This window comes from Pseudomonas migulae (genome assembly GCF_024169315.1).
In the GTDB taxonomy this organism is placed as follows: domain Bacteria; phylum Pseudomonadota; class Gammaproteobacteria; order Pseudomonadales; family Pseudomonadaceae; genus Aquipseudomonas; species Aquipseudomonas migulae_B.
The window spans coordinates 1808815-1826625 of record NZ_JALJWR010000001.1 but is presented as its reverse complement, the minus strand read 5'-3'; the positions used below and the strand labels follow the sequence as shown (position 1 = coordinate 1826625).

General features: G+C 57.7%; 16 protein-coding genes, 4 tRNA genes and 1 pseudogene. 16 read left to right on the top strand and 5 right to left on the bottom strand.

The genetic code is table 11. The features are described 5' to 3' along the window. Positions 1-100: 100 nt before the first annotated feature. Complete coding sequence (locus tag J2Y86_RS08440) at positions 101-610, top strand: DUF1993 domain-containing protein (protein ID WP_084319757.1); 510 nt, start codon at positions 101-103, stop codon at positions 608-610. Positions 611-1541: 931 nt separating this feature from the next. Here the strand turns inward: J2Y86_RS08440 and sstT are convergent. After that, complete coding sequence (sstT, locus tag J2Y86_RS08435; RefSeq protein WP_253429601.1) at positions 1542-2774, bottom strand: serine/threonine transporter SstT; 1233 nt, start codon at positions 2772-2774, stop codon at positions 1542-1544. Positions 2775-3054: 280 nt separating this feature from the next. Here sstT and J2Y86_RS08430 point away from each other — a divergent pair, with 280 nt between their 5' ends. Further along, positions 3055-4209, top strand: coding sequence for an MFS transporter (locus J2Y86_RS08430; RefSeq protein WP_253429598.1), 1155 nt, complete (start codon positions 3055-3057; stop codon positions 4207-4209). Between the two features lie 4 nt (positions 4210-4213). Here J2Y86_RS08430 and nhaR read toward each other — a convergent pair whose 3' ends face one another. Then, the gene (nhaR, locus tag J2Y86_RS08425) at positions 4214-5113 is read right to left on the bottom strand and encodes a transcriptional activator NhaR (protein WP_253429594.1); all 900 of its coding nucleotides are present in this window, start codon (positions 5111-5113) and stop codon (positions 4214-4216) included. Positions 5114-5248: 135 nt separating this feature from the next. Here nhaR and J2Y86_RS08420 point away from each other — a divergent pair, with 135 nt between their 5' ends. Beyond that, on the top strand, positions 5249-5491 hold the full coding sequence (locus tag J2Y86_RS08420) for a hypothetical protein (protein ID WP_253429592.1): 243 nt from the start codon (positions 5249-5251) through the stop codon (positions 5489-5491). 27 nt (positions 5492-5518) lie between these two features. Further along, positions 5519-6268 (top strand): TerC family protein, encoded by a 750-nt coding sequence (locus tag J2Y86_RS08415; RefSeq protein WP_253429589.1) that lies wholly within the window; start codon positions 5519-5521, stop codon positions 6266-6268. A gap of 78 nt (positions 6269-6346) precedes the next feature. On the opposite strand, the gene J2Y86_RS08410 is transcribed toward J2Y86_RS08415, so the two are convergent. Continuing rightward, positions 6347-6514 carry a hypothetical protein gene (locus tag J2Y86_RS08410; protein ID WP_253429586.1) on the bottom strand — a complete coding sequence of 56 codons (168 nt, stop codon included), beginning with the start codon at positions 6512-6514 and terminating at the stop codon, positions 6347-6349. 165 nt (positions 6515-6679) lie between these two features. Here J2Y86_RS08410 and J2Y86_RS08405 point away from each other — a divergent pair. From J2Y86_RS08405 to J2Y86_RS08395, 3 genes and pseudogenes are all read left to right on the top strand, one after another. Beyond that, positions 6680-7406 (top strand): annotated as a pseudogene (locus J2Y86_RS08405) (peptidase C39 family protein). Positions 7407-7501: 95 nt separating this feature from the next. Beyond that, positions 7502-7708, top strand: coding sequence for a DUF6021 family protein (locus J2Y86_RS08400; protein WP_253429580.1), 207 nt, complete (start codon positions 7502-7504; stop codon positions 7706-7708). 19 nt (positions 7709-7727) lie between these two features. Continuing rightward, positions 7728-7943, top strand: coding sequence for a hypothetical protein (locus J2Y86_RS08395; protein WP_253429577.1), 216 nt, complete (start codon positions 7728-7730; stop codon positions 7941-7943). A gap of 51 nt (positions 7944-7994) precedes the next feature. Here the strand turns inward: J2Y86_RS08395 and pbpG are convergent, their stop codons facing one another. Together pbpG and folD are read right to left on the bottom strand one after the other, a co-directional pair. After that, positions 7995-8933, bottom strand: a complete 939-nt coding sequence (pbpG, locus tag J2Y86_RS08390) for a D-alanyl-D-alanine endopeptidase (RefSeq protein ID WP_253429573.1) — start codon at positions 8931-8933, stop codon at positions 7995-7997. A gap of 239 nt (positions 8934-9172) precedes the next feature. Beyond that, on the bottom strand, positions 9173-10027 hold the full coding sequence (folD, locus tag J2Y86_RS08385) for a bifunctional methylenetetrahydrofolate dehydrogenase/methenyltetrahydrofolate cyclohydrolase FolD (RefSeq protein ID WP_253429570.1): 855 nt from the start codon (positions 10025-10027) through the stop codon (positions 9173-9175). A gap of 275 nt (positions 10028-10302) precedes the next feature. Between folD and J2Y86_RS08380 the strand changes: the two genes are divergently transcribed. The 9 genes from J2Y86_RS08380 (at position 10303) to J2Y86_RS08340 (ending at position 17594) form a co-directional block, all read left to right on the top strand. After that, positions 10303-10379 (top strand) — tRNA-Arg (locus tag J2Y86_RS08380). A 32-nt stretch (positions 10380-10411) separates the two neighbouring features. Then, positions 10412-10487: transfer RNA gene (locus tag J2Y86_RS08375), tRNA-His, on the top strand. Between the two features lie 54 nt (positions 10488-10541). Then, positions 10542-10626, top strand: a tRNA-Leu gene (locus J2Y86_RS08370). A gap of 77 nt (positions 10627-10703) precedes the next feature. Then, positions 10704-10779 (top strand) — tRNA-His (locus tag J2Y86_RS08365). Positions 10780-11179: 400 nt separating this feature from the next. Next, the gene (tig, locus tag J2Y86_RS08360; protein WP_214377369.1) at positions 11180-12490 is read left to right on the top strand and encodes a trigger factor; all 1311 of its coding nucleotides are present in this window, start codon (positions 11180-11182) and stop codon (positions 12488-12490) included. 93 nt (positions 12491-12583) lie between these two features. After that, complete coding sequence (gene clpP / locus J2Y86_RS08355) at positions 12584-13219, top strand: ATP-dependent Clp endopeptidase proteolytic subunit ClpP (protein WP_253429567.1); 636 nt, start codon at positions 12584-12586, stop codon at positions 13217-13219. A 112-nt stretch (positions 13220-13331) separates the two neighbouring features. Then, entirely contained in the window at positions 13332-14615 is a 1284-nt protein-coding gene (clpX, locus tag J2Y86_RS08350) for an ATP-dependent Clp protease ATP-binding subunit ClpX (RefSeq protein WP_145318649.1), read from the top strand. Positions 14616-14776: 161 nt separating this feature from the next. Further along, entirely contained in the window at positions 14777-17173 is a 2397-nt protein-coding gene (gene lon / locus J2Y86_RS08345; protein WP_052909694.1) for an endopeptidase La, read from the top strand. Between the two features lie 148 nt (positions 17174-17321). After that, positions 17322-17594 carry an HU family DNA-binding protein gene (locus tag J2Y86_RS08340; protein WP_002552737.1) on the top strand — a complete coding sequence of 91 codons (273 nt, stop codon included), beginning with the start codon at positions 17322-17324 and terminating at the stop codon, positions 17592-17594. Positions 17595-17811: the final 217 nt, after the last annotated feature.

The following is a 17811-nucleotide window of genomic DNA, read 5'->3' as shown; positions in this document are numbered from 1 at the left end:
CGCCTAGCCTAATCCTTGCTGGATAAAAGACAAGCCGCAGGAGCGCCGGGCATGACTATAATCGGCCCACGTTTCACACCTGTCACCACACGAGACTGCCATGACCATTTCCCTGTATGACGCTTCCGTTCCGGTTTTCAAACAAATGCTCACCGCCCTGAGCGACGTTCTGAACAAGGCCGAAGCCCACGCCACTGCCAAGAACATTGACCCGAACGCTTTCCTGCAAGCCCGTCTGTACCCGGACATGTTCCCGCTGGTGCGTCAGGTGCAGATCGCCGTGGATTTCGCCAAGGGTGTTTCTTCGCGTCTGGCCGAGATCGAAGTGCCGAAGTACGAGGACACTGAAACCACGTTTGCCGAGCTGCAAGCGCTGCTGACCAAGGTTCTGGCTTACATCGGCGAGATCAAGCCTGAGCAGATCAATGGCAAGGAAGGCATCGAGATCGTTACTCGTCCGGGCACGCCGAAAGAGAAGCGCTTCAGTGGCCAGGCTTACTTGCTGAGCTATGGCTTGCCGCAGTTCTTCTTCCACGTCACTACTGCTTATGCACTGCTGCGCCACAACGGCGTGGAAGTGGGCAAGCGCGATTACATGGGCGCGTTCTAAACCGCCCGGGTACAAAAAAGCCCCCGCAGCCTCAGGTTGTGGGGGCTTTTTTGCATTCTTCATTTACGCCGCTGACCCTGTGGGAGCTGGCTTGCCTGCGATGGCTGCGCGTCAGGTGACGTAGGTTTTGAGGGTGTACATATCCATTCCTGCGGTAACGGCCGCTAATGGTTTCGCCCTTACGGCGAGTCCCTTTTCCAAACGCCGAAAAGGAACCAAAAGGCTTGGCCCCTGACGTACGGCCCTTCGCTTAGGCTCAGGGTACCCTCACTCCGGTCCTGCTCCGTGGGCCCGCCGCCATCGGCCATCCATGGCCGGGGGCGGCTAACCCGGCATCCATGCCGGGTTGCCCACTGCGCAGAACCTGCGCTCGGCCTTCCGACGGGGCAGATCAAGATCAAAAGCCAAAGCGAGGCGGCCTGATAGCCGGCCTGAAGTTCGTCAGGATCATCGGGGGTAAACACCAATGTCATGTCCACCAAAATCCCTGTGGGAGCTGGCTTGCCAGCGATGGTCGCCCAGACACCGCGCTCATTCAGGCAGCACGCGTCATCGTTGACGACCATCGCTGGCAAGCCAGCTCCCACAGGGGAATGCGTACCATCGAAGAGCCAGGTCGGCCGGTAGGCCGCCTCGGTTGCATTGGCGGTACTCGCCCCCTCGTGAGGCCGAGTGGAGGTTCTGCGCAGTGGGCACCGCGGCAAGGATGCCGCGGTAGCCGCCCCCGGCCATGGATGGCCGATGGCGGCGGGCCCACGGAGCAGGACCGGAAGGAGGGCATGGCGAGCCTAGGCGAGGCACCGAACGAAAGGGGCATAAGCGCTTGGTTACTTGGCGCTTCTCCAAGTGACTCGCCGTAAGGGCGAAACCAATAGCCGCCATCACCGAAGAAACGGATATGCCCCCAAACCAAACCAAACCAATCAGCGTGTCACGCCAAACGCTGAGCCTTCTCCTCCTCACCCAAACAAGCCGCCGCCGTAAACAACACATCAGTAGAAGAATTCAACGCCGTCTCAGCCGAATCCTGCAACACCCCGATGATGAACCCGACTGCCACCACCTGCATGGCGATCTCACTCGGAATACCGAACAAGCTGCACGCCAGTGGAATCAACAACAACGACCCCCCCGCCACACCCGACGCACCGCAGGCGCAGATCGCCGCAACGACACTCAACAGAATGGCAGTCGGAATATCCACCGCAATCCCCAGCGTATGCACAGCCGCCAGGGTCAGCACCGTGATGGTAATCGCAGCCCCCGCCATGTTGATCGTCGCACCCAACGGAATCGAAACCGAGTAAGTGTCCTCATGCAGACCCAGACGCTTGCTCAGTTCCAGATTGACCGGAATGTTCGCCGCCGAGCTGCGGGTGAAAAACGCTGTGATGCCGCTCTCACGCAAGCACATGATCACCAGTGGATACGGGTTACGACGCAGCTTCCAGAACACGATCACCGGGTTCATCACCAGCGCCACAAACAGCATGCAGCCCAGCAACACCGCCAGCAGATGTGCATAACCGATCAAGGCACCGAAACCGGAAGTGGCGAGGGTCGATGCCACCAGGCCGAAAATCCCCAGTGGTGCAAAACGGATCACCAGACGCACGATCAGGGTCACGCCGTTGGACAAATCGCCGAGGACTTCACGGGTAGTGTCACCGGCGTGGCGAATGGCGACGCCCATGCCGATGGCCCACGCCAGAATGCCGATGAAATTGGCATTCATCAGCGCGCTGACCGGGTTATCCACCACGCTCAACAGCAGACTTTGCAGCACTTCACTGATACCGCCCGGCGCCGTCACCGCGACGTCGTGAGTGGCCAGCACCAGGCTCGACGGGAACATCATGCTGGCCACGACCGCGACCACTGCGGCGGCAAACGTGCCGAGCAGGTACAGAAACAGAATCGGCCGGATGTGGGTTTCCTGGCCGTGCTTGTGGTTGGCGATCGACGCCATGACCAGCACGAACACCAGAATCGGCGCGACAGCTTTCAGCGCCGAGACGAACACTTTGCCGATGAACGCAGTGGACTTCGCCACCTCGGGCGCAACCAGCGCCAGGGCAATCCCGGCGAGCAGGCCGATGATGATTTGCGTAACCAGGCTCAAGCGTTTCAAGCGTTGCAGTAACGAAGGGGATGAAGCGGTCATAAAACGGCATCTCTGATTTTATTAGGTGCGGGGGTGTCGCGACATCGGGGCCATTAAATGGGCGATGATCAGGGTGTACGAATCGCAGGGCGCGGACTTTATCACAGCGTCGTCTTCATCCTTCAGACCTGTGACGATCTGCCGCCCGCCGGTTGAACGCGAATTGCAGGTTCGTGCAACCACCTTCGGAAACACTCTGTTAACATTGCGCATCCTCATTTTCATCGCTGCCAGTGGGCCTTCGGGCTATCGCTGGTGTTGTCGTTTTCTGGAGTTCTGCATGCTGTTGCCCATCCTTCTGTTGTCTGCCGCCGGATTCACGGTGCTGACCACGGAATTCGTCATCGTCGGCCTGTTGCCGGCCATCGCCCGAGATCTGGAAGTGAGCATCCCGCAAGCGGGTTTGCTGGTGACTCTGTTCGCCTTCACCGTCGCCGCGTTCGGGCCGTTTCTGACCGCGTACTTCGCCCGATTCGAACGACGCAAGCTGTTCATCTCGATATTGATCATGTTCGGTCTGGCCAACACCCTCGCGGCGTTTGCACCGAACATTTGGGTGATGGCCGCTGCGCGGTTGATCCCCGCGCTCGGGCTGCCGGTGTTCTGGGCGCTGGCCAGTGAGACCGCGGTGGACATCGTCGGGCCGGATTACGCCGGACGCGCCATCGCCAAGATCGGTTTCGGCATTGTCTGCGCCACGGTGTTTGGCATTCCGGTGGGCACGCTGATTTCCGATGCATTCGGTTGGCGCAGTGCCTTCGGCATTCTGGCGGTGATCGCGTTTACCAAGGCCTTGCTGCTGTTTATCTACCTGCCGAAAACCAGCCTGCACCAGCATCAGGTGAGTTTTCGTTCGCAGTTCAAGATCCTGCGCAGTCCGCTGATGATTGGGCACGTGTTGCTGTCGATCCTGGTGTTCAGCGGCATGTTTACCGCTTACACCTATCTGGCCGACATCCTTGAGCGGCTGGCCGGTTTCAACGGCACGGTGGTCGGCTGGTGCCTGATGGGCTTCGGTGCGGTCGGGCTGATCGGCAACTCGCTGGGCGGTCGCGCGGTGGATCGCCATCCGCTGATCGCTTCCGTGACGTTCTGCGCCTTCATGATTGCCGGCATGGTGGCGCTGGTGCCGAACATTCATTCGCCGCTGGGGCTGGCGGCGGCGATGGGCATCTGGGGTGTGACGCAGGCGGCACTGTTCCTGGTCAGCCATGTGCGTTTGATGAAGGCCGCGCCCGAGGCACCGGCCTTTGCCGCGTCGCTGAACATTGCCGGCGCCAACCTCGGCATCGGTCTGGGCGCGATGATCGGCGGACGCGTGATCGACAGTGTCGGCCTGGGCGGGCTTGGCTTTGCGGCAGCGGCGTTTATCCTGGCTTCGATTCTGCTGGCCATGGCACTGATGACCTTCAAACCCCGCGAAATCTGCGCCTGACACCTCACATCGCGGTGAACAGCTCGCGTCGGGCACCTTCGGTAATCGCAACGATGCCAGGGTGCTTGACCTTGCGTTCCACCGAAATGGCGTAGAACGACTCGGTCACTGCGTCGGTCTGGCCAATCAGCTCCACGCCGTATTGGCGTTTCACTTCATCGGCAATTACGCTCGGGCCGATGAAAATCCCGCTGCCGGATTGACCAAACGCCTGCATCAAGGCGCTGTCATCGAACTCGCCGACGATCCGCGGCTGGATCTGCTGCTCGGCAAACCAGCGCTGCAAGCGACTGCGCACCACGGTTTCCGGCCCCGGAATCAGCAGTGGCGCGCCGTGCAGGCTGCGCGGGAAATCCTGGCCGTACTGCGCCGTCAGTTCAGCGGTGGCGAAGAAACTGATCCCGCATTCCCCGAGTTTCTGGCTGTAGCCCTTGATGTCCAGGTGCGACGGCATCGGGCTGTCAGAGATCACCAGGTCGAGGCGCTGGATCGCCAGGTCGGCGAGCAAGCGTTCCAGTTTGTCCTCGCGACAGGTGATACGCAGCGGCTCGCTCAATTCCATGGTCGGCGCAATCAGGCGATAGACGATGGATTTGGGCACGACGTCGGCGACGCCGACCCGAAACAGAATCTGCTGCTCATTGGGTTGCGCCCGCAACATCAACTCCAGTTCACCGCCGAGCTGAAACATCTGCTCGGCGTAGGGCAGGGCCTGACGCCCGGCCTCGGTGAGTTCCAACTGTCGGCCTACCCGGCGAAACAACTCGATACCGTAGGTCTGTTCGAGCAGGGAGATCTGCCCGCTGATGGTCTGCGGCGTCAGGTTCAACTGTTCACAGGCACGGACGATGCTGCCGGTCTTGGCCACCACCCAGAAGTAATGCAGTTGTCGATAGTTGAGCATGGCGACCTACAGTTCGTTAAAACCGAAGTATAACCGCTGAAAATACGAATTTTCCTGAAGTGTTTGCCTCCCTAGAATGCCTCGCTATCAACGGGCCATCGTTTTGGCCCGTTCTGTTCTATCGAGGAAAGCATCATGAAGCTTAAAACCACGGCATTGCTGATTGCGTCTTTACTGGTATTGGCCGGTTGCGACCAGGCCGAAAAAAGCGCTCAGCAACTGATGGGCAAGGCTGCCGAATCCGCGAAACAAGCGATCGACGACACCCACAAGGCCGCCGAACAAGCGATCAGCGATGCCACCGGCGGGTTGATCAGCAAGAAAGAACCATCGGACGAAGACAAAGAAAAATCCGAATCTTCGTCCCAGGAAATCTAAACGTCTTAAACGAGTCAGGACTGACCCATGGAATACCTTTTAGAACTTGCTGCAAGCCCCACCGCCTGGGTCGCCCTGGCTACGCTGGTGGTCATGGAAATCGTGCTCGGCATCGATAACCTGATCTTCATCTCGATCCTGACCAATAAACTGCCGGAACAGCATCGGCAGAAAGCGCGGCGCATCGGTATCGGTATGGCGCTGATCCTGCGACTGGCACTGCTGAGCACTATCGCGTTCATCGTCCAGTTGACCGAGCCTGTGATCGAGATCCTCGGCCACGCGTTCTCCTGGAAAGACATGATCCTGATCGCCGGCGGCCTGTTCCTGTTGTGGAAGGCGACCACCGAGATCCATCACAGCATGGACCCGGCGCCGGAAGATCCGAAGTCGGCGACCTCTACCGTGACCCTCGGCTTTGCCGCTGCGATCGGTCAGATCCTGATGCTGGACATGGTGTTCTCCATCGACAGCATCATTACCGCTGTCGGCATGACCGAGCATTTGCCGATCATGATCATCGCGGTGGTGGTGTCGGTGCTGGTGATGCTGCTCGCGGCTGACCCGTTGGCCAGGTTCATCAACGACAACCCGACGGTGGTGATGCTGGCACTGGGCTTCCTGATCATGATCGGCATGACGCTGATCGCCGAAGGTTTCGGCGCCCACGTACCGAAAGGCTACGTCTATGCGGCCATGGCGTTCTCGGCCACGATCGAGGGCTTGAACATGATGTCCCGGCGGGCGAAGCAGAAGCGCATCAGCGCTGAAGCGTAACCTGCGTTAAACAAAAGGCCGCCTGCGCTCGCAAGAGCTCAGGCGGCCTTTTTTGTTCGGGCTGTTTTAGTGCGCTGGTCAATGTGCCGTAGCGTGGCGTGGCGCCGGCTTGTCGGTCCTCGCGACCCGCACAGGCCGGGCAGGGTGATGGTGCCGGCGTGCAATGCGCAGGACACCCCACAACATGGCGGTGGCAACGGCCAGCCAGCCGGAAATCAACATCACTATGGTCATTGTCAGGCTCATCGGTGCCTCCTCTTTGCCCTGCTGCGGGCACACGCTCTGCAAATGACAGTCTAGTCGCTGCCGTGTTTCAGGCTATTGACCAAAGGTCGCCCGTCACCAACCAGTTCGCTCTATCAAATGCACTGAACTGCCGGTTAAGGCTATACCGCTGCCGCGTGGCGTCCTATGATCGACGGCCAGGCCGGGAGCACAATGACGGCGTCTGAACAACGGAGTGATGAGGGTGCGGGTAATGTCGCGAATTCGAATGGCAGCACTGATTGCCGGTTGCGTTGCGGGTCTGGCCGGCTGCGCGGGAAGCGTTGCGCCGGAGGTCAAGCGGCTGCCGGAACGGGTAGAACTCAGCGGCACGTTCTACCGCGGGCAGAGCTATCAGAGCGGGCCGCAGGTCCTGGCGAGCATGCTGTCGCAGCAGGGCATTGTGATTACGCCGGGTCTGCTCGAAAAACCCCTGCACGTACCGGGCGCCGAAGCGCAGTTGCAGCAGAACATGCAGAACCTCGCCCGCGAGTACGGCATGGTGGTTTATCCCCTGGATAGTAACCTGCCCGCGCTGCTGACCCAGGTCGCGGCCGGTTATCCAGTGATGGTGCGCTTCACCGAAGGCTCGGCATTCTGGGCTGAACCGCGTTACGCGATTCTCGCCGGCTACAACCGTCAGAAGCAGACCGTGCTGCTGCGCGCCGGGATGAATCGTCGGGAATTGATGAGCTTCGGTTCGTTCGAGTCGGCGTTCAAGGACGCTGGCGGTTGGGCAGTGCTGATCCAGAAGCCGAACCAGATTCCGGCCAATGTCGATCAGCAACTCTGGTTGAAAGCGGCGAGTGACCTGGCTCAGGCCGGTCAGGAACAAGCGGCGGCCCGTGCAAAGCAGGCACTGGGCGCCCAATAGTTTCCGTTCGTCATCTGTATCGCACTGCCGCGCGCGATCAGCCTCTGAGGAATAAGGGCCCGGATTTTTTCCGGGTCAGTTCCAAGGAGGCATTCATGACCAATCCCACAGCACCCACCGGCCCGCACTCGTCTGAGCATTCATCGGGCGACGAGTTGGGTTTTGACCCCGATTCGCCGGACCTCGCCGATCCGCAGGTCGACCCCATCGGACCTGCCAAGGCGCCCAAGGATGTAAAGCCTGGCGAGAATACCAAGGCCCCCGCGAAACCTTACGACCCGCTGGCAAACCTGAAACCCTGACGTTCAGTGCGAGGTGTGTATGTCTACCGATTCGAGTTTCAACGACAAACGTCCGGACAGTGTTCCCACTACTCCCGAAGACGACATTGATCCGGTGATGGATCCGGACAGCCCGATGCGCGACCCTTTGGCCAGGCCTGTGGTGGTGCCGACCGAACATCCGCTGGGCAAGCGGGATCCGAGTGCCGGCGATGGCATTCCAGATGACGACCAGATGCCGCTGCCGAATGATTGATACCGGACGAAAAAAAGCCCCGACTGATCGGGGCTTTTGCTGTCTGCATCCTTACTTCGAGGCTTCAACCACACCGCTTTGACGGTGCTTGAGGTTTTTATCCGATTTGTATTGCAGGGCAACGGACGGAACGTCGGCGCCCTTGCCGGTCTCGACCCAGTTGCGAATGCGACTGGCATCAGCGAAGTGCGTGTATTTGCCGAAGGCGTCGAGAATCACCAGCGCCACCTGTCGATTGCCCATGCTGGTCACCAGCACCAGACAATGGCCGGCCTCGTTGGTGAAGCCGGTTTTCGTCAGCTTGATGTCCCAGTTAGGCTTGCCGACCAAATGGTCAGTGTTGCGGAAACCCAGGCTGTAGTTGGGCTTGCGGAACGAGACGGTTTTTTCCTTGGTGGTGCTCAGCTCGGTCAAGATCGGGTACTTGTGCGCGGCGATCAGCAATTTGCTCAGGTCGCGGGCGGTAGAGACGTTGCGAGGGGAGAGGCCGGTCGGTTCGACGAAGTGGGTGCTGGTCATGCCCAACGCTTTGGCCTTGGCGTTCATCGCGGCAATGAATGCGACATAGCCGCCCGGATAGTGGTGGGCCAGGCTCGCGGCCGCACGGTTTTCCGAGGACATCAGGGCGATCAGCAGCATTTCCCTGCGAGGCAATTCGCTTTTGAGTTTCACCCGGGAAAACACGCCTTTCATTTCTGGCGTGTCGCTGATGTTGATATTGATGTACTCGTCCATATTCTGCCTGGCTTCGACCACGACAAGACCGGTCATCAATTTGCTGACGGAAGCGATAGGGACAACCACATCAGGGTTGCTGGCATAGATGACTTTATTGGTCTGCATATCCAGCAGCAAAGAGCTGCCGGAAGCCAGCTTGAGTTGTTTCGTGTCTCGAGGTGCCGCGGTGGTATCGGCGGCATTGACCGTTGGCGTGATGAACGTCCCTGTAAATGCAAAAAATAGGCTCAGGATGGAAAGACGGATTTTCACGCTGGCAGACTCATAAGGTGTGGATTTGCCGTTTTGTAACGGGCTGTTTCTTGAAAACCGACGCATTTTAGGAGTATGGCTGAAGAACTGTCGATGGTTGTTCAATCAACAGGTGAAAGTCCTCGAAAACCCCTACAAAACAGCAGGTTTCCGGCGAGTGGTAGCGTTAATTCTCCGGGCAAAAAGAACCCCGCCATTGGCGGGGTTCTTTTGTTCGTCGCCGATGCTCCAGCGTGAACTCAGCTGTGCAGTGTTTCCGCCGCGTACAGCGTGTTTTCCAGCAGGCAGGCGCGGGTCATCGGGCCCACGCCACCTGGTACCGGCGTGATCCAGCCAGCGCGGGGCAGGGCGGTTTCGTAGATGACGTCGCCGACCAGTTTGCCGTCTTCCTGACGGTTGATACCGACGTCGATCACGATGGCGCCTTCCTTGATCCACTCACCCTTGACCAGGCCCGGCTTGCCGGCGGCGACCACCACCAGGTCGGCGCGACCGACATGGCCTGCCAGATCCTTGGTGAAACGGTGGGCGACGGTCACGGTGCAACCGGCCAGCAGCAATTCCATCGCCATCGGACGGCCAACAATGTTGGACGCGCCGACAACCACAGCGTCCATCCCGTAAAGATCGGCGCCGGTGCTTTCCAGCAGCGTCATGATCCCTTTTGGGGTGCACGGGCGCAGCAGCGGAATACGCTGGGCGAGGCGGCCGACGTTATAAGGATGGAAACCGTCGACGTCTTTGTCCGGACGGATGCGTTCCAGCAAGCTGGAAGCATCCAGGTGTTCAGGTAAAGGCAGCTGAAGCAGAACGCCGTCGATTGCCGGGTCGTCGTTCAGGCGATCGATCAGATCGGTCAGCGCTTCCTGGGTGGTTTCGGAAGGCAGGTCGTAGGCTTGGGAAATGAAGCCGACCTCTTCACAGTCTTTACGCTTGTGCGAGACATAAACCTGAGAGGCAGGATCGCTGCCGACCAGGATCACCGCGAGACCGGGTGTGCGCAGGCCTTGCTGGCGACGCTCGGTGACGCGTTTGGCGATCTGCTGGCGCAGGCTGGCGGCGATCGATTTGCCGTCGATTAGTTGTGCAGTCATTGCGCGTGATTAACCATCGAGAGGGGAAAAAAAGAGAACGCATTCTCGCATGTCATGAGGTGAGGGCAAAGGCGCTTGGTCTGCAAATTCCCCTAACCCCTTTAATTAAATGAATTTTTTATAAAAAGGATTTGACGCCCCCCGGGGCGCTCTATACTATTCGTCGCACTTGTCGGGCACAGCCTAGCACTGGTTAAGAAGGCTGAGTGGAATTACGGTTCCGCAAAGCTGAAAAGCATTTAGTTTGTAGTCCTTCAAGGGTACAGATTAATAAGGCGCCCGTAGCTCAGCTGGATAGAGCATCCGCCTTCTAAGCGGATGGTCGCAGGTTCGAGTCCTGCCGGGTGCGCCATTAGGCAGCTTTGGCACAAGTAGCGCGATATGGTGGGCGTAGCTCAGTTGGTAGAGCACGGGATTGTGACTCCCGTTGTCGTGGGTTCGATCCCCATCGTCCACCCCATATTTCGAAAGGCGCCAGATTAACAGTCTGGCGCCTTTGCTTTAACGGCTACACGCGGATGTGGTGGAATTGGTAGACACACTGGATTTAGGTTCCAGCGCCGCGAGGCGTAAGAGTTCGAGTCTCTTCATCCGCACCAAATAAAGCGTCATTCAAGCCTCTGGCTGGGTGGGGCTCGACAAAGAAGTTGTTTTGGTTTCTTTGTTACGCAATATGGTGGGCGTAGCTCAGTTGGTAGAGCACGGGATTGTGACTCCCGTTGTCGTGGGTTCGATCCCCATCGTCCACCCCATATTCCGAAAGGCGCCAGATTTAACAGTCTGGCGCCTTTTTTGTTTTAGTGGTTTGAGTATCGGCGGCTGCAGTTCCGGGCCGCAGGGGCAGGGCGTTTCGTCGTATTTATGTTTCTCGATGATGCTGCGCTGCCCGCCGGCTTTGCTTGCAAAGTTGGTTGTCAGGGAGATGATCGGCAACCGCTTCTATATATAGAAGGGTTGGCGCAGAGCCTTGGCGTGATGGGTTGTATTTGCCACTGGGGCGAGATGCATTCATGCGTTCGCCCCTCTAAATTGCCTGCTACGTTTTTACCCGTTTTCAGTAGGGTGACTTCTTGAGTTTGACCTACTAGAATGCATGCCCTTGATTCTGGGGTCGGAAACGGCCGGCCAACGTCTGTGCAACGAGGAATATCCATGCAAGTTTCTGTTGAAAATACTTCTGCTCTTGAGCGCCGCATGAGCATCACCGTGCCGGCTGAGCGCATCGAGACTCAGGTCAACAAGCGTCTGCAGCAGACCGCCCAAAAGGCCAAGATCGCTGGTTTCCGTCCAGGCAAAGTGCCGATGAGCGAAATCAAGCGCCGTTTTGGTGCTGATGCGCGTCAGGAAGCTGTCGGCGACGTTATCCAGTCCTCTTTCTACGAAGCAGTAGTCGAGCAAAAGCTGAACCCGGCTGGCGCTCCTTCGATCGAGCCGAAATCCCTGGAAGCTGGCAAAGACCTGGAATACGTCGCGATTTTCGAAGTGTTCCCTGAGTTCACCGTTGCCGGTTTCGAAGGCATCACCGTTGAGCGCCTGAGCGCTGACGTGGCTGACGCTGACCTGGACAAAATGCTGGACGTGCTGCGCAAGCAGAACACCCGTTTTGAAGTGGCCGATCGCGCTGCCCAGAACGATGACCAGCTGAACATCGATTTCGTCGGCAAGGTCGACGGTGAAGTGTTCGCTGGCGGTTCCGCCAAAGGTACTCAGCTGGTTCTGGGTTCCGGCCGCATGATTCCTGGTTTCGAAGACGGCCTGGTTGGCGCTAAAGCCGGCGAAGAGCGCGTTCTGAACCTGACCTTCCCAGAGGACTATCAGAACCTTGACCTGGCAGGCAAGACTGCTGAGTTCACCGTGACCGTGAACACTGTTTCCGAGCCGAAACTGCCAGAGCTGAACGAAGAGTTCTTCGCTCAATTCGGCATCAAGGAAACCGGTCTGGAAGGTTTCCGCGCCGAAGTTCGCAAGAACATGGAGCGTGAACTGCGTCAGGCGATCAAATCCAAGGTCAAGAATCAGGTAATGGACGGTCTGCTGGCCACCAACCCGATCGAAGTGCCAAAGGCTCTGCTGTCCAACGAAGTTGACCGTCTGCGCGTGCAGGCTGTTCAGCAGTTCGGCGGCAACATCAAGCCTGACCAACTGCCGGCCGAGCTGTTCGAAGAACAAGCCAAGCGTCGCGTTGTGCTGGGTCTGATCGTGGCTGAAGTGGTCAAGCAATTCGACCTCAAGCCTGACGAAGCCCGCGTTCGTGAAATGATTCAGGAAATGGCTTCGGCCTACCAAGAGCCTGAGCAGGTTGTGTCCTGGTACTACAAGAACGACCAGCAACTGAACGAAGTCCGTTCGGTTGTGCTGGAAGAACAAGTTGTGGATACTGTTCTGCAGAAAGCTAGCGTGACCGACAAATCGGTCTCTTACGAAGAAGCAGTCAAGCCGGTAGAAGCTCCACAAGCCGACTGATCGTTTCTGCGGTAAGAAGTACACACCATAAGCCAGCCTTCGTGCTGGCTTATGCGTATTCAAGACATAACTATTTGGGAGTGACTGCAGAGCATGTTCCGTAATTCGTATATTCAGCAGAACTCTGATATCCAGGCCGCAGGCGGCCTGGTCCCGATGGTTGTCGAGCAGTCCGCTCGTGGCGAGCGCGCCTACGATATTTATTCGCGTCTTCTCAAGGAGCGAGTGATCTTTCTGGTTGGTCCGGTAGAGGACTACATGGCCAACCTGATCTGTGCGCAACTGCTGTTCCTTGAAGCGGAAAACCCGGACAAGGACATCCATCTCTACATCAACTCCCCGGGCGGTTCGGTGACAGCGGGCATGTCGATCTACGACACCATGCAGTTCATCAAGCCAAACGTGTCGACCACCTGTATCGGTCAGGCCTGCAGCATGGGTGCATTCCTGCTGACCGCCGGTGCCCAAGGCAAGCGTTACTGCCTGCCGAACTCGCGCGTGATGATTCACCAGCCACTGGGCGGTTTCCAGGGGCAGGCGTCGGATATCGAAATCCATGCCAAGGAAATCCTCTTCATCCGTGAGCGTCTCAACACGCTGATGGCCAAGCATAGCGGCCGCACTCTTGAAGAAATCGAGCGCGATACCAATCGCGATAACTTCATGAGCGCAGAAGCCGCGCGTGAGTACGGGTTGATCGATGAAGTGATCACCCAGCGCCCCGCTTAAAATAAGCAGCTCGAAATAAGGCGGGTCGGCGGGTCCGATCACCAGCGGGCTTGAAAAAGCCCGCAATAGCCTTCATCTTGTGTTGCAAGCCTATCGGATTTGGATCGAACGAATGACTGACACCCGCAACGGCGAGGACAACGGCAAGCTGCTCTATTGCTCCTTCTGTGGCAAAAGCCAGCATGAAGTGCGCAAATTGATTGCCGGCCCCTCGGTCTTTATCTGCGACGAGTGCGTCGACCTGTGCAACGACATCATCCGAGAGGAGGTGCAGGAAGCCCAGGCCGAAAGCAGCGCGCATAAATTGCCTTCGCCTAAAGAAATCAGCGGCATCCTTGATCAGTACGTGATTGGTCAGGAGCGTGCGAAAAAGGTTCTGGCCGTAGCGGTGTACAACCACTACAAGCGCCTGAACCAGCGTGACAAAAAGAATGACGACGTCGAACTCGGCAAAAGCAACATCTTGCTGATCGGCCCGACAGGCTCGGGTAAAACCCTGCTTGCCGAAACACTGGCTCGCTTGCTGAACGTTCCGTTCACCATCGCCGACGCAACCACCCTCACCGAGGCGGGTTACGTGGGTGAAGATGTCGAGAACATCATTCAGAAGCTGTTGCAGAAGTGCGATTACGACGTGGAAAAGGCCCAGATGGGCATTGTCTACATCGATGAAATCGACAAGATCTCGCGCAAGTCTGACAACCCGTCGATCACCCGGGACGTTTCCGGTGAAGGCGTGCAGCAGGCCCTGCTCAAGTTGATCGAAGGCACGGTCGCTTCCGTTCCGCCTCAAGGTGGCCGCAAGCATCCGCAGCAGGAATTCCTTCAGGTCGACACCCGTAACATCCTGTTCATCTGCGGCGGTGCATTCTCGGGTCTGGAAAAGGTTATTCAGAACCGTTCCACCAAGGGCGGCATCGGTTTTGGCGCGGAAGTGCGCAGCAAGGAAGAAGGCAAGAAAGTCGGTGAATCCCTGCGTGAAGTCGAGCCTGACGATCTGGTCAAGTTCGGTCTGATCCCGGAGTTCGTCGGTCGTCTGCCGGTCCTTGCCACGCTGGACGAGCTCGATGAAGCTGCATTGATGCAGATCCTCACCGAGCCGAAAAATGCTCTGACCAAGCAGTATGCCAAGCTGTTCGAGATGGAAGGCGTAGACCTGGAATTCCGGGCCGACGCGCTGAAATCGGTCGCCAAACGTGCCCTGGAACGCAAGACCGGTGCCCGTGGACTGCGCTCGATTCTCGAAGGTGTATTGCTCGACACTATGTATGAAATCCCCTCGCAGTCCGAGGTGAGTAAAGTAGTGATCGATGAAAGCGTTATAGAAGGCAAGTCCAAGCCACTGTATATCTACGAAAACAGTGAGCCGGCTGCCAAGGCTGCGCCAGACGCTTAAGCGTCACGCAGCTGGAATAAAGAAGGGGCCTTCGGGCCCCTTTGCTTTTTGCGCGTTTTAACCCTGTCTTTGCGCTTGTTTTTTTTGAAGGCAGCCCCCATCTTGGTTTCAAGCTTACTTCCATCTGTTTACGGCCTTATGGCCGCCGTAGAGGCGAAATCATGAAGACAACCATCGAATTGCCTCTCCTGCCATTGCGTGATGTTGTGGTTTATCCGCACATGGTTATCCCGCTGTTCGTGGGGCGCGAGAAATCCATCGAAGCCCTCGAGGCTGCGATGACGGGCGACAAGCAGATCCTTCTGCTGGCCCAGAGAAACCCGGCTGACGACGATCCCGGTGAAGATGCACTCTATCGCGTAGGTACGATCGCTACCGTTCTTCAACTGCTCAAGCTGCCGGATGGCACGGTCAAGGTTCTGGTCGAAGGTGAGCAGCGCGGCGCCGTGGAGCGCTTCAGCGAAGTGGACGGCCACTGCCGTGCCGAAGTCTCATTGATCGACGAAGTCGACGCGCCTGAGCGCGAGTCGGAAGTGTTTGTCCGTAGCCTGCTGGCTCAGTTCGAACAGTATGTGCAGCTGGGCAAGAAAGTCCCCGCAGAAGTCCTGTCGTCGCTCAACAGCATCGACGAGCCAGGCCGCCTGGTCGACACCATGGCCGCGCACATGGCCCTGAAGATCGAGCAGAAGCAGGAAATCCTCGAAATCATCGATTTGTCGGCTCGGGTCGAGCACGTCCTGGCGTTGCTGGATGCCGAGATCGATCTGCTGCAAGTCGAAAAACGCATTCGCGGCCGCGTCAAGAAACAAATGGAGCGCAGCCAGCGCGAGTACTACCTGAATGAGCAGATGAAGGCCATTCAGAAAGAGCTCGGCGACAGCGACGAAGGCCACAACGAAATCGAAGAGCTGAAAAAGCGTATCGATGCCGCCGGCCTGCCGAAAGACGCCTTGGCCAAGGCCCAGGGCGAACTGAACAAGCTGAAACAAATGTCGCCAATGTCCGCGGAAGCGACCGTGGTGCGTTCGTACATCGACTGGCTGGTTCAGGTGCCGTGGAAGGCTCAGAGCAAGGTGCGCCTGGACCTGGCACGTGCAGAAGACATCCTCGACGCGGACCACTACGGTCTGGAAGAAGTCAAAGAGCGGATCCTCGAATACCTCGCCGTGCAAAAGCGCGTGAAGAAGATTCGTGGCCCGGTGTTGTGCCTGGTCGGCCCTCCTGGTGTGGGTAAAACCTCGCTGGCGGAGTCGATTGCTCACGCCACCAACCGCAAATTCGTACGCATGGCCCTCGGTGGCGTGCGTGATGAAGCGGAAATCCGTGGTCATCGCCGGACTTATATCGGTTCGATGCCAGGAAGATTGATTCAAAAGATGACAAAAGTGGGCGTCCGCAACCCGTTGTTCCTGCTCGATGAAATCGACAAAATGGGCAGCGACATGCGTGGCGATCCGGCGTCGGCGTTGCTGGAAGTGCTTGATCCGGAGCAGAACCACAACTTCAACGATCACTATCTGGAAGTCGACTACGACCTGTCCGATGTGATGTTCCTCTGCACCTCGAACTCCATGAACATTCCGCCGGCGCTGCTCGACCGGATGGAAGTGATTCGTCTGCCGGGCTACACCGAAGACGAGAAGATCAACATCGCCGTCAAATACCTTTCGCCGAAGCAGATCACGGCCAACGGTTTGAAGAAAGGCGAGCTGGAATTCGACGCTGAAGCGATCCGCGACATCATCCGCTACTACACCCGCGAAGCCGGTGTACGTGGGCTGGAGCGCCAGATTGCCAAGGTTTGCCGCAAGGCGGTCAAAGAGCATGCACTGGAAAAACGCTTCTCGGTGAAGGTCACTGCCGACATGCTGGAACACTTCCTGGGCGTGCGCAAATTCCGCTACGGCCTGGCTGAATCGCAGGATCAGATTGGCCAGGTGACCGGTCTGGCATGGACTCAGGTCGGCGGCGAACTGCTGACGATCGAAGCCGCTGTCGTGCCGGGTAAAGGCCAGCTGATCAAGACCGGTTCGCTGGGTGACGTGATGGTCGAATCCATTACTGCCGCCCTGACGGTGGTCCGCAGCCGTGCGAAGAGCCTGGGGATCCCCCTGGACTTCCACGAGAAGCGCGACACGCACATCCACATGCCGGAAGGGGCGACCCCGAAGGATGGTCCTAGCGCCGGTGTAGGCATGTGCACGGCCCTGGTATCGGCATTGACCGGGATCCCGGTGCGTGCGGATGTCGCCATGACCGGCGAAATCACCCTGCGTGGTCAGGTACTGGCGATTGGTGGTCTGAAAGAAAAACTGCTCGCGGCTCACCGCGGCGGAATCAAGACTGTGATCATTCCTGAAGAGAACGTACGCGATCTGAAGGAAATTCCGGACAATATCAAGCAGGATCTGCAGATTAAACCGGTTAAATGGATTGACGAGGTCCTGCAAATTGCGCTGCAATACGCGCCGGAGCCCTTACCCGATGTAGCTCCGGAGATAGTTGCAAAGGATGAAAAACGCGAGTCTGACTCTAAGGAAAGAATTAGCACGCATTAGTACGCATTTGCCTGGGGGGCTTGTTGACAGCTTTTTAGAGCCCTTGTTATAAAGCGGCTCTTAAGTGTCTGTAGGCCATTCAGCACTCGTTTTTGCTTTCACCAAAAAAACTTAGAATCATACTCAAATAGATATAAGGGGACTTAGAGTGAACAAGTCGGAACTGATTGATGCTATCGCTGCATCCGCTGATATCCCGAAAGCTGCTGCTGGCCGTGCGCTGGACGCTGTAATCGAATCCGTCACTGGCGCTCTCAAGGCTGGCGACTCTGTTGTTCTGGTTGGTTTCGGTACTTTCTCCGTGACTGATCGTCCAGCTCGCATTGGTCGTAACCCACAGACCGGTAAGACACTGGAAATCGCAGCAGCCAAAAAACCAGGTTTCAAAGCCGGTAAAGCACTGAAAGAAGCTGTCAACTAAGTTCGATTCAGGTTTTTGCCTATCCGGGTCGGGGTCATGCCTGACCTGGCAGCGGAGCGGTAGTCCAGTCGGCAAGTCGCCGGTCCGAGACGCCGAGGGTCGCAAGTTCGAACCCTTGGTCCGCTCCGCCAGTTACGAGAAGGCGCATCCTCGGATGCGCCTTTCTTCTATCCGGATTCTACCCACGCTCCACGGTTGCCTAATTTTGAAGTTCAAC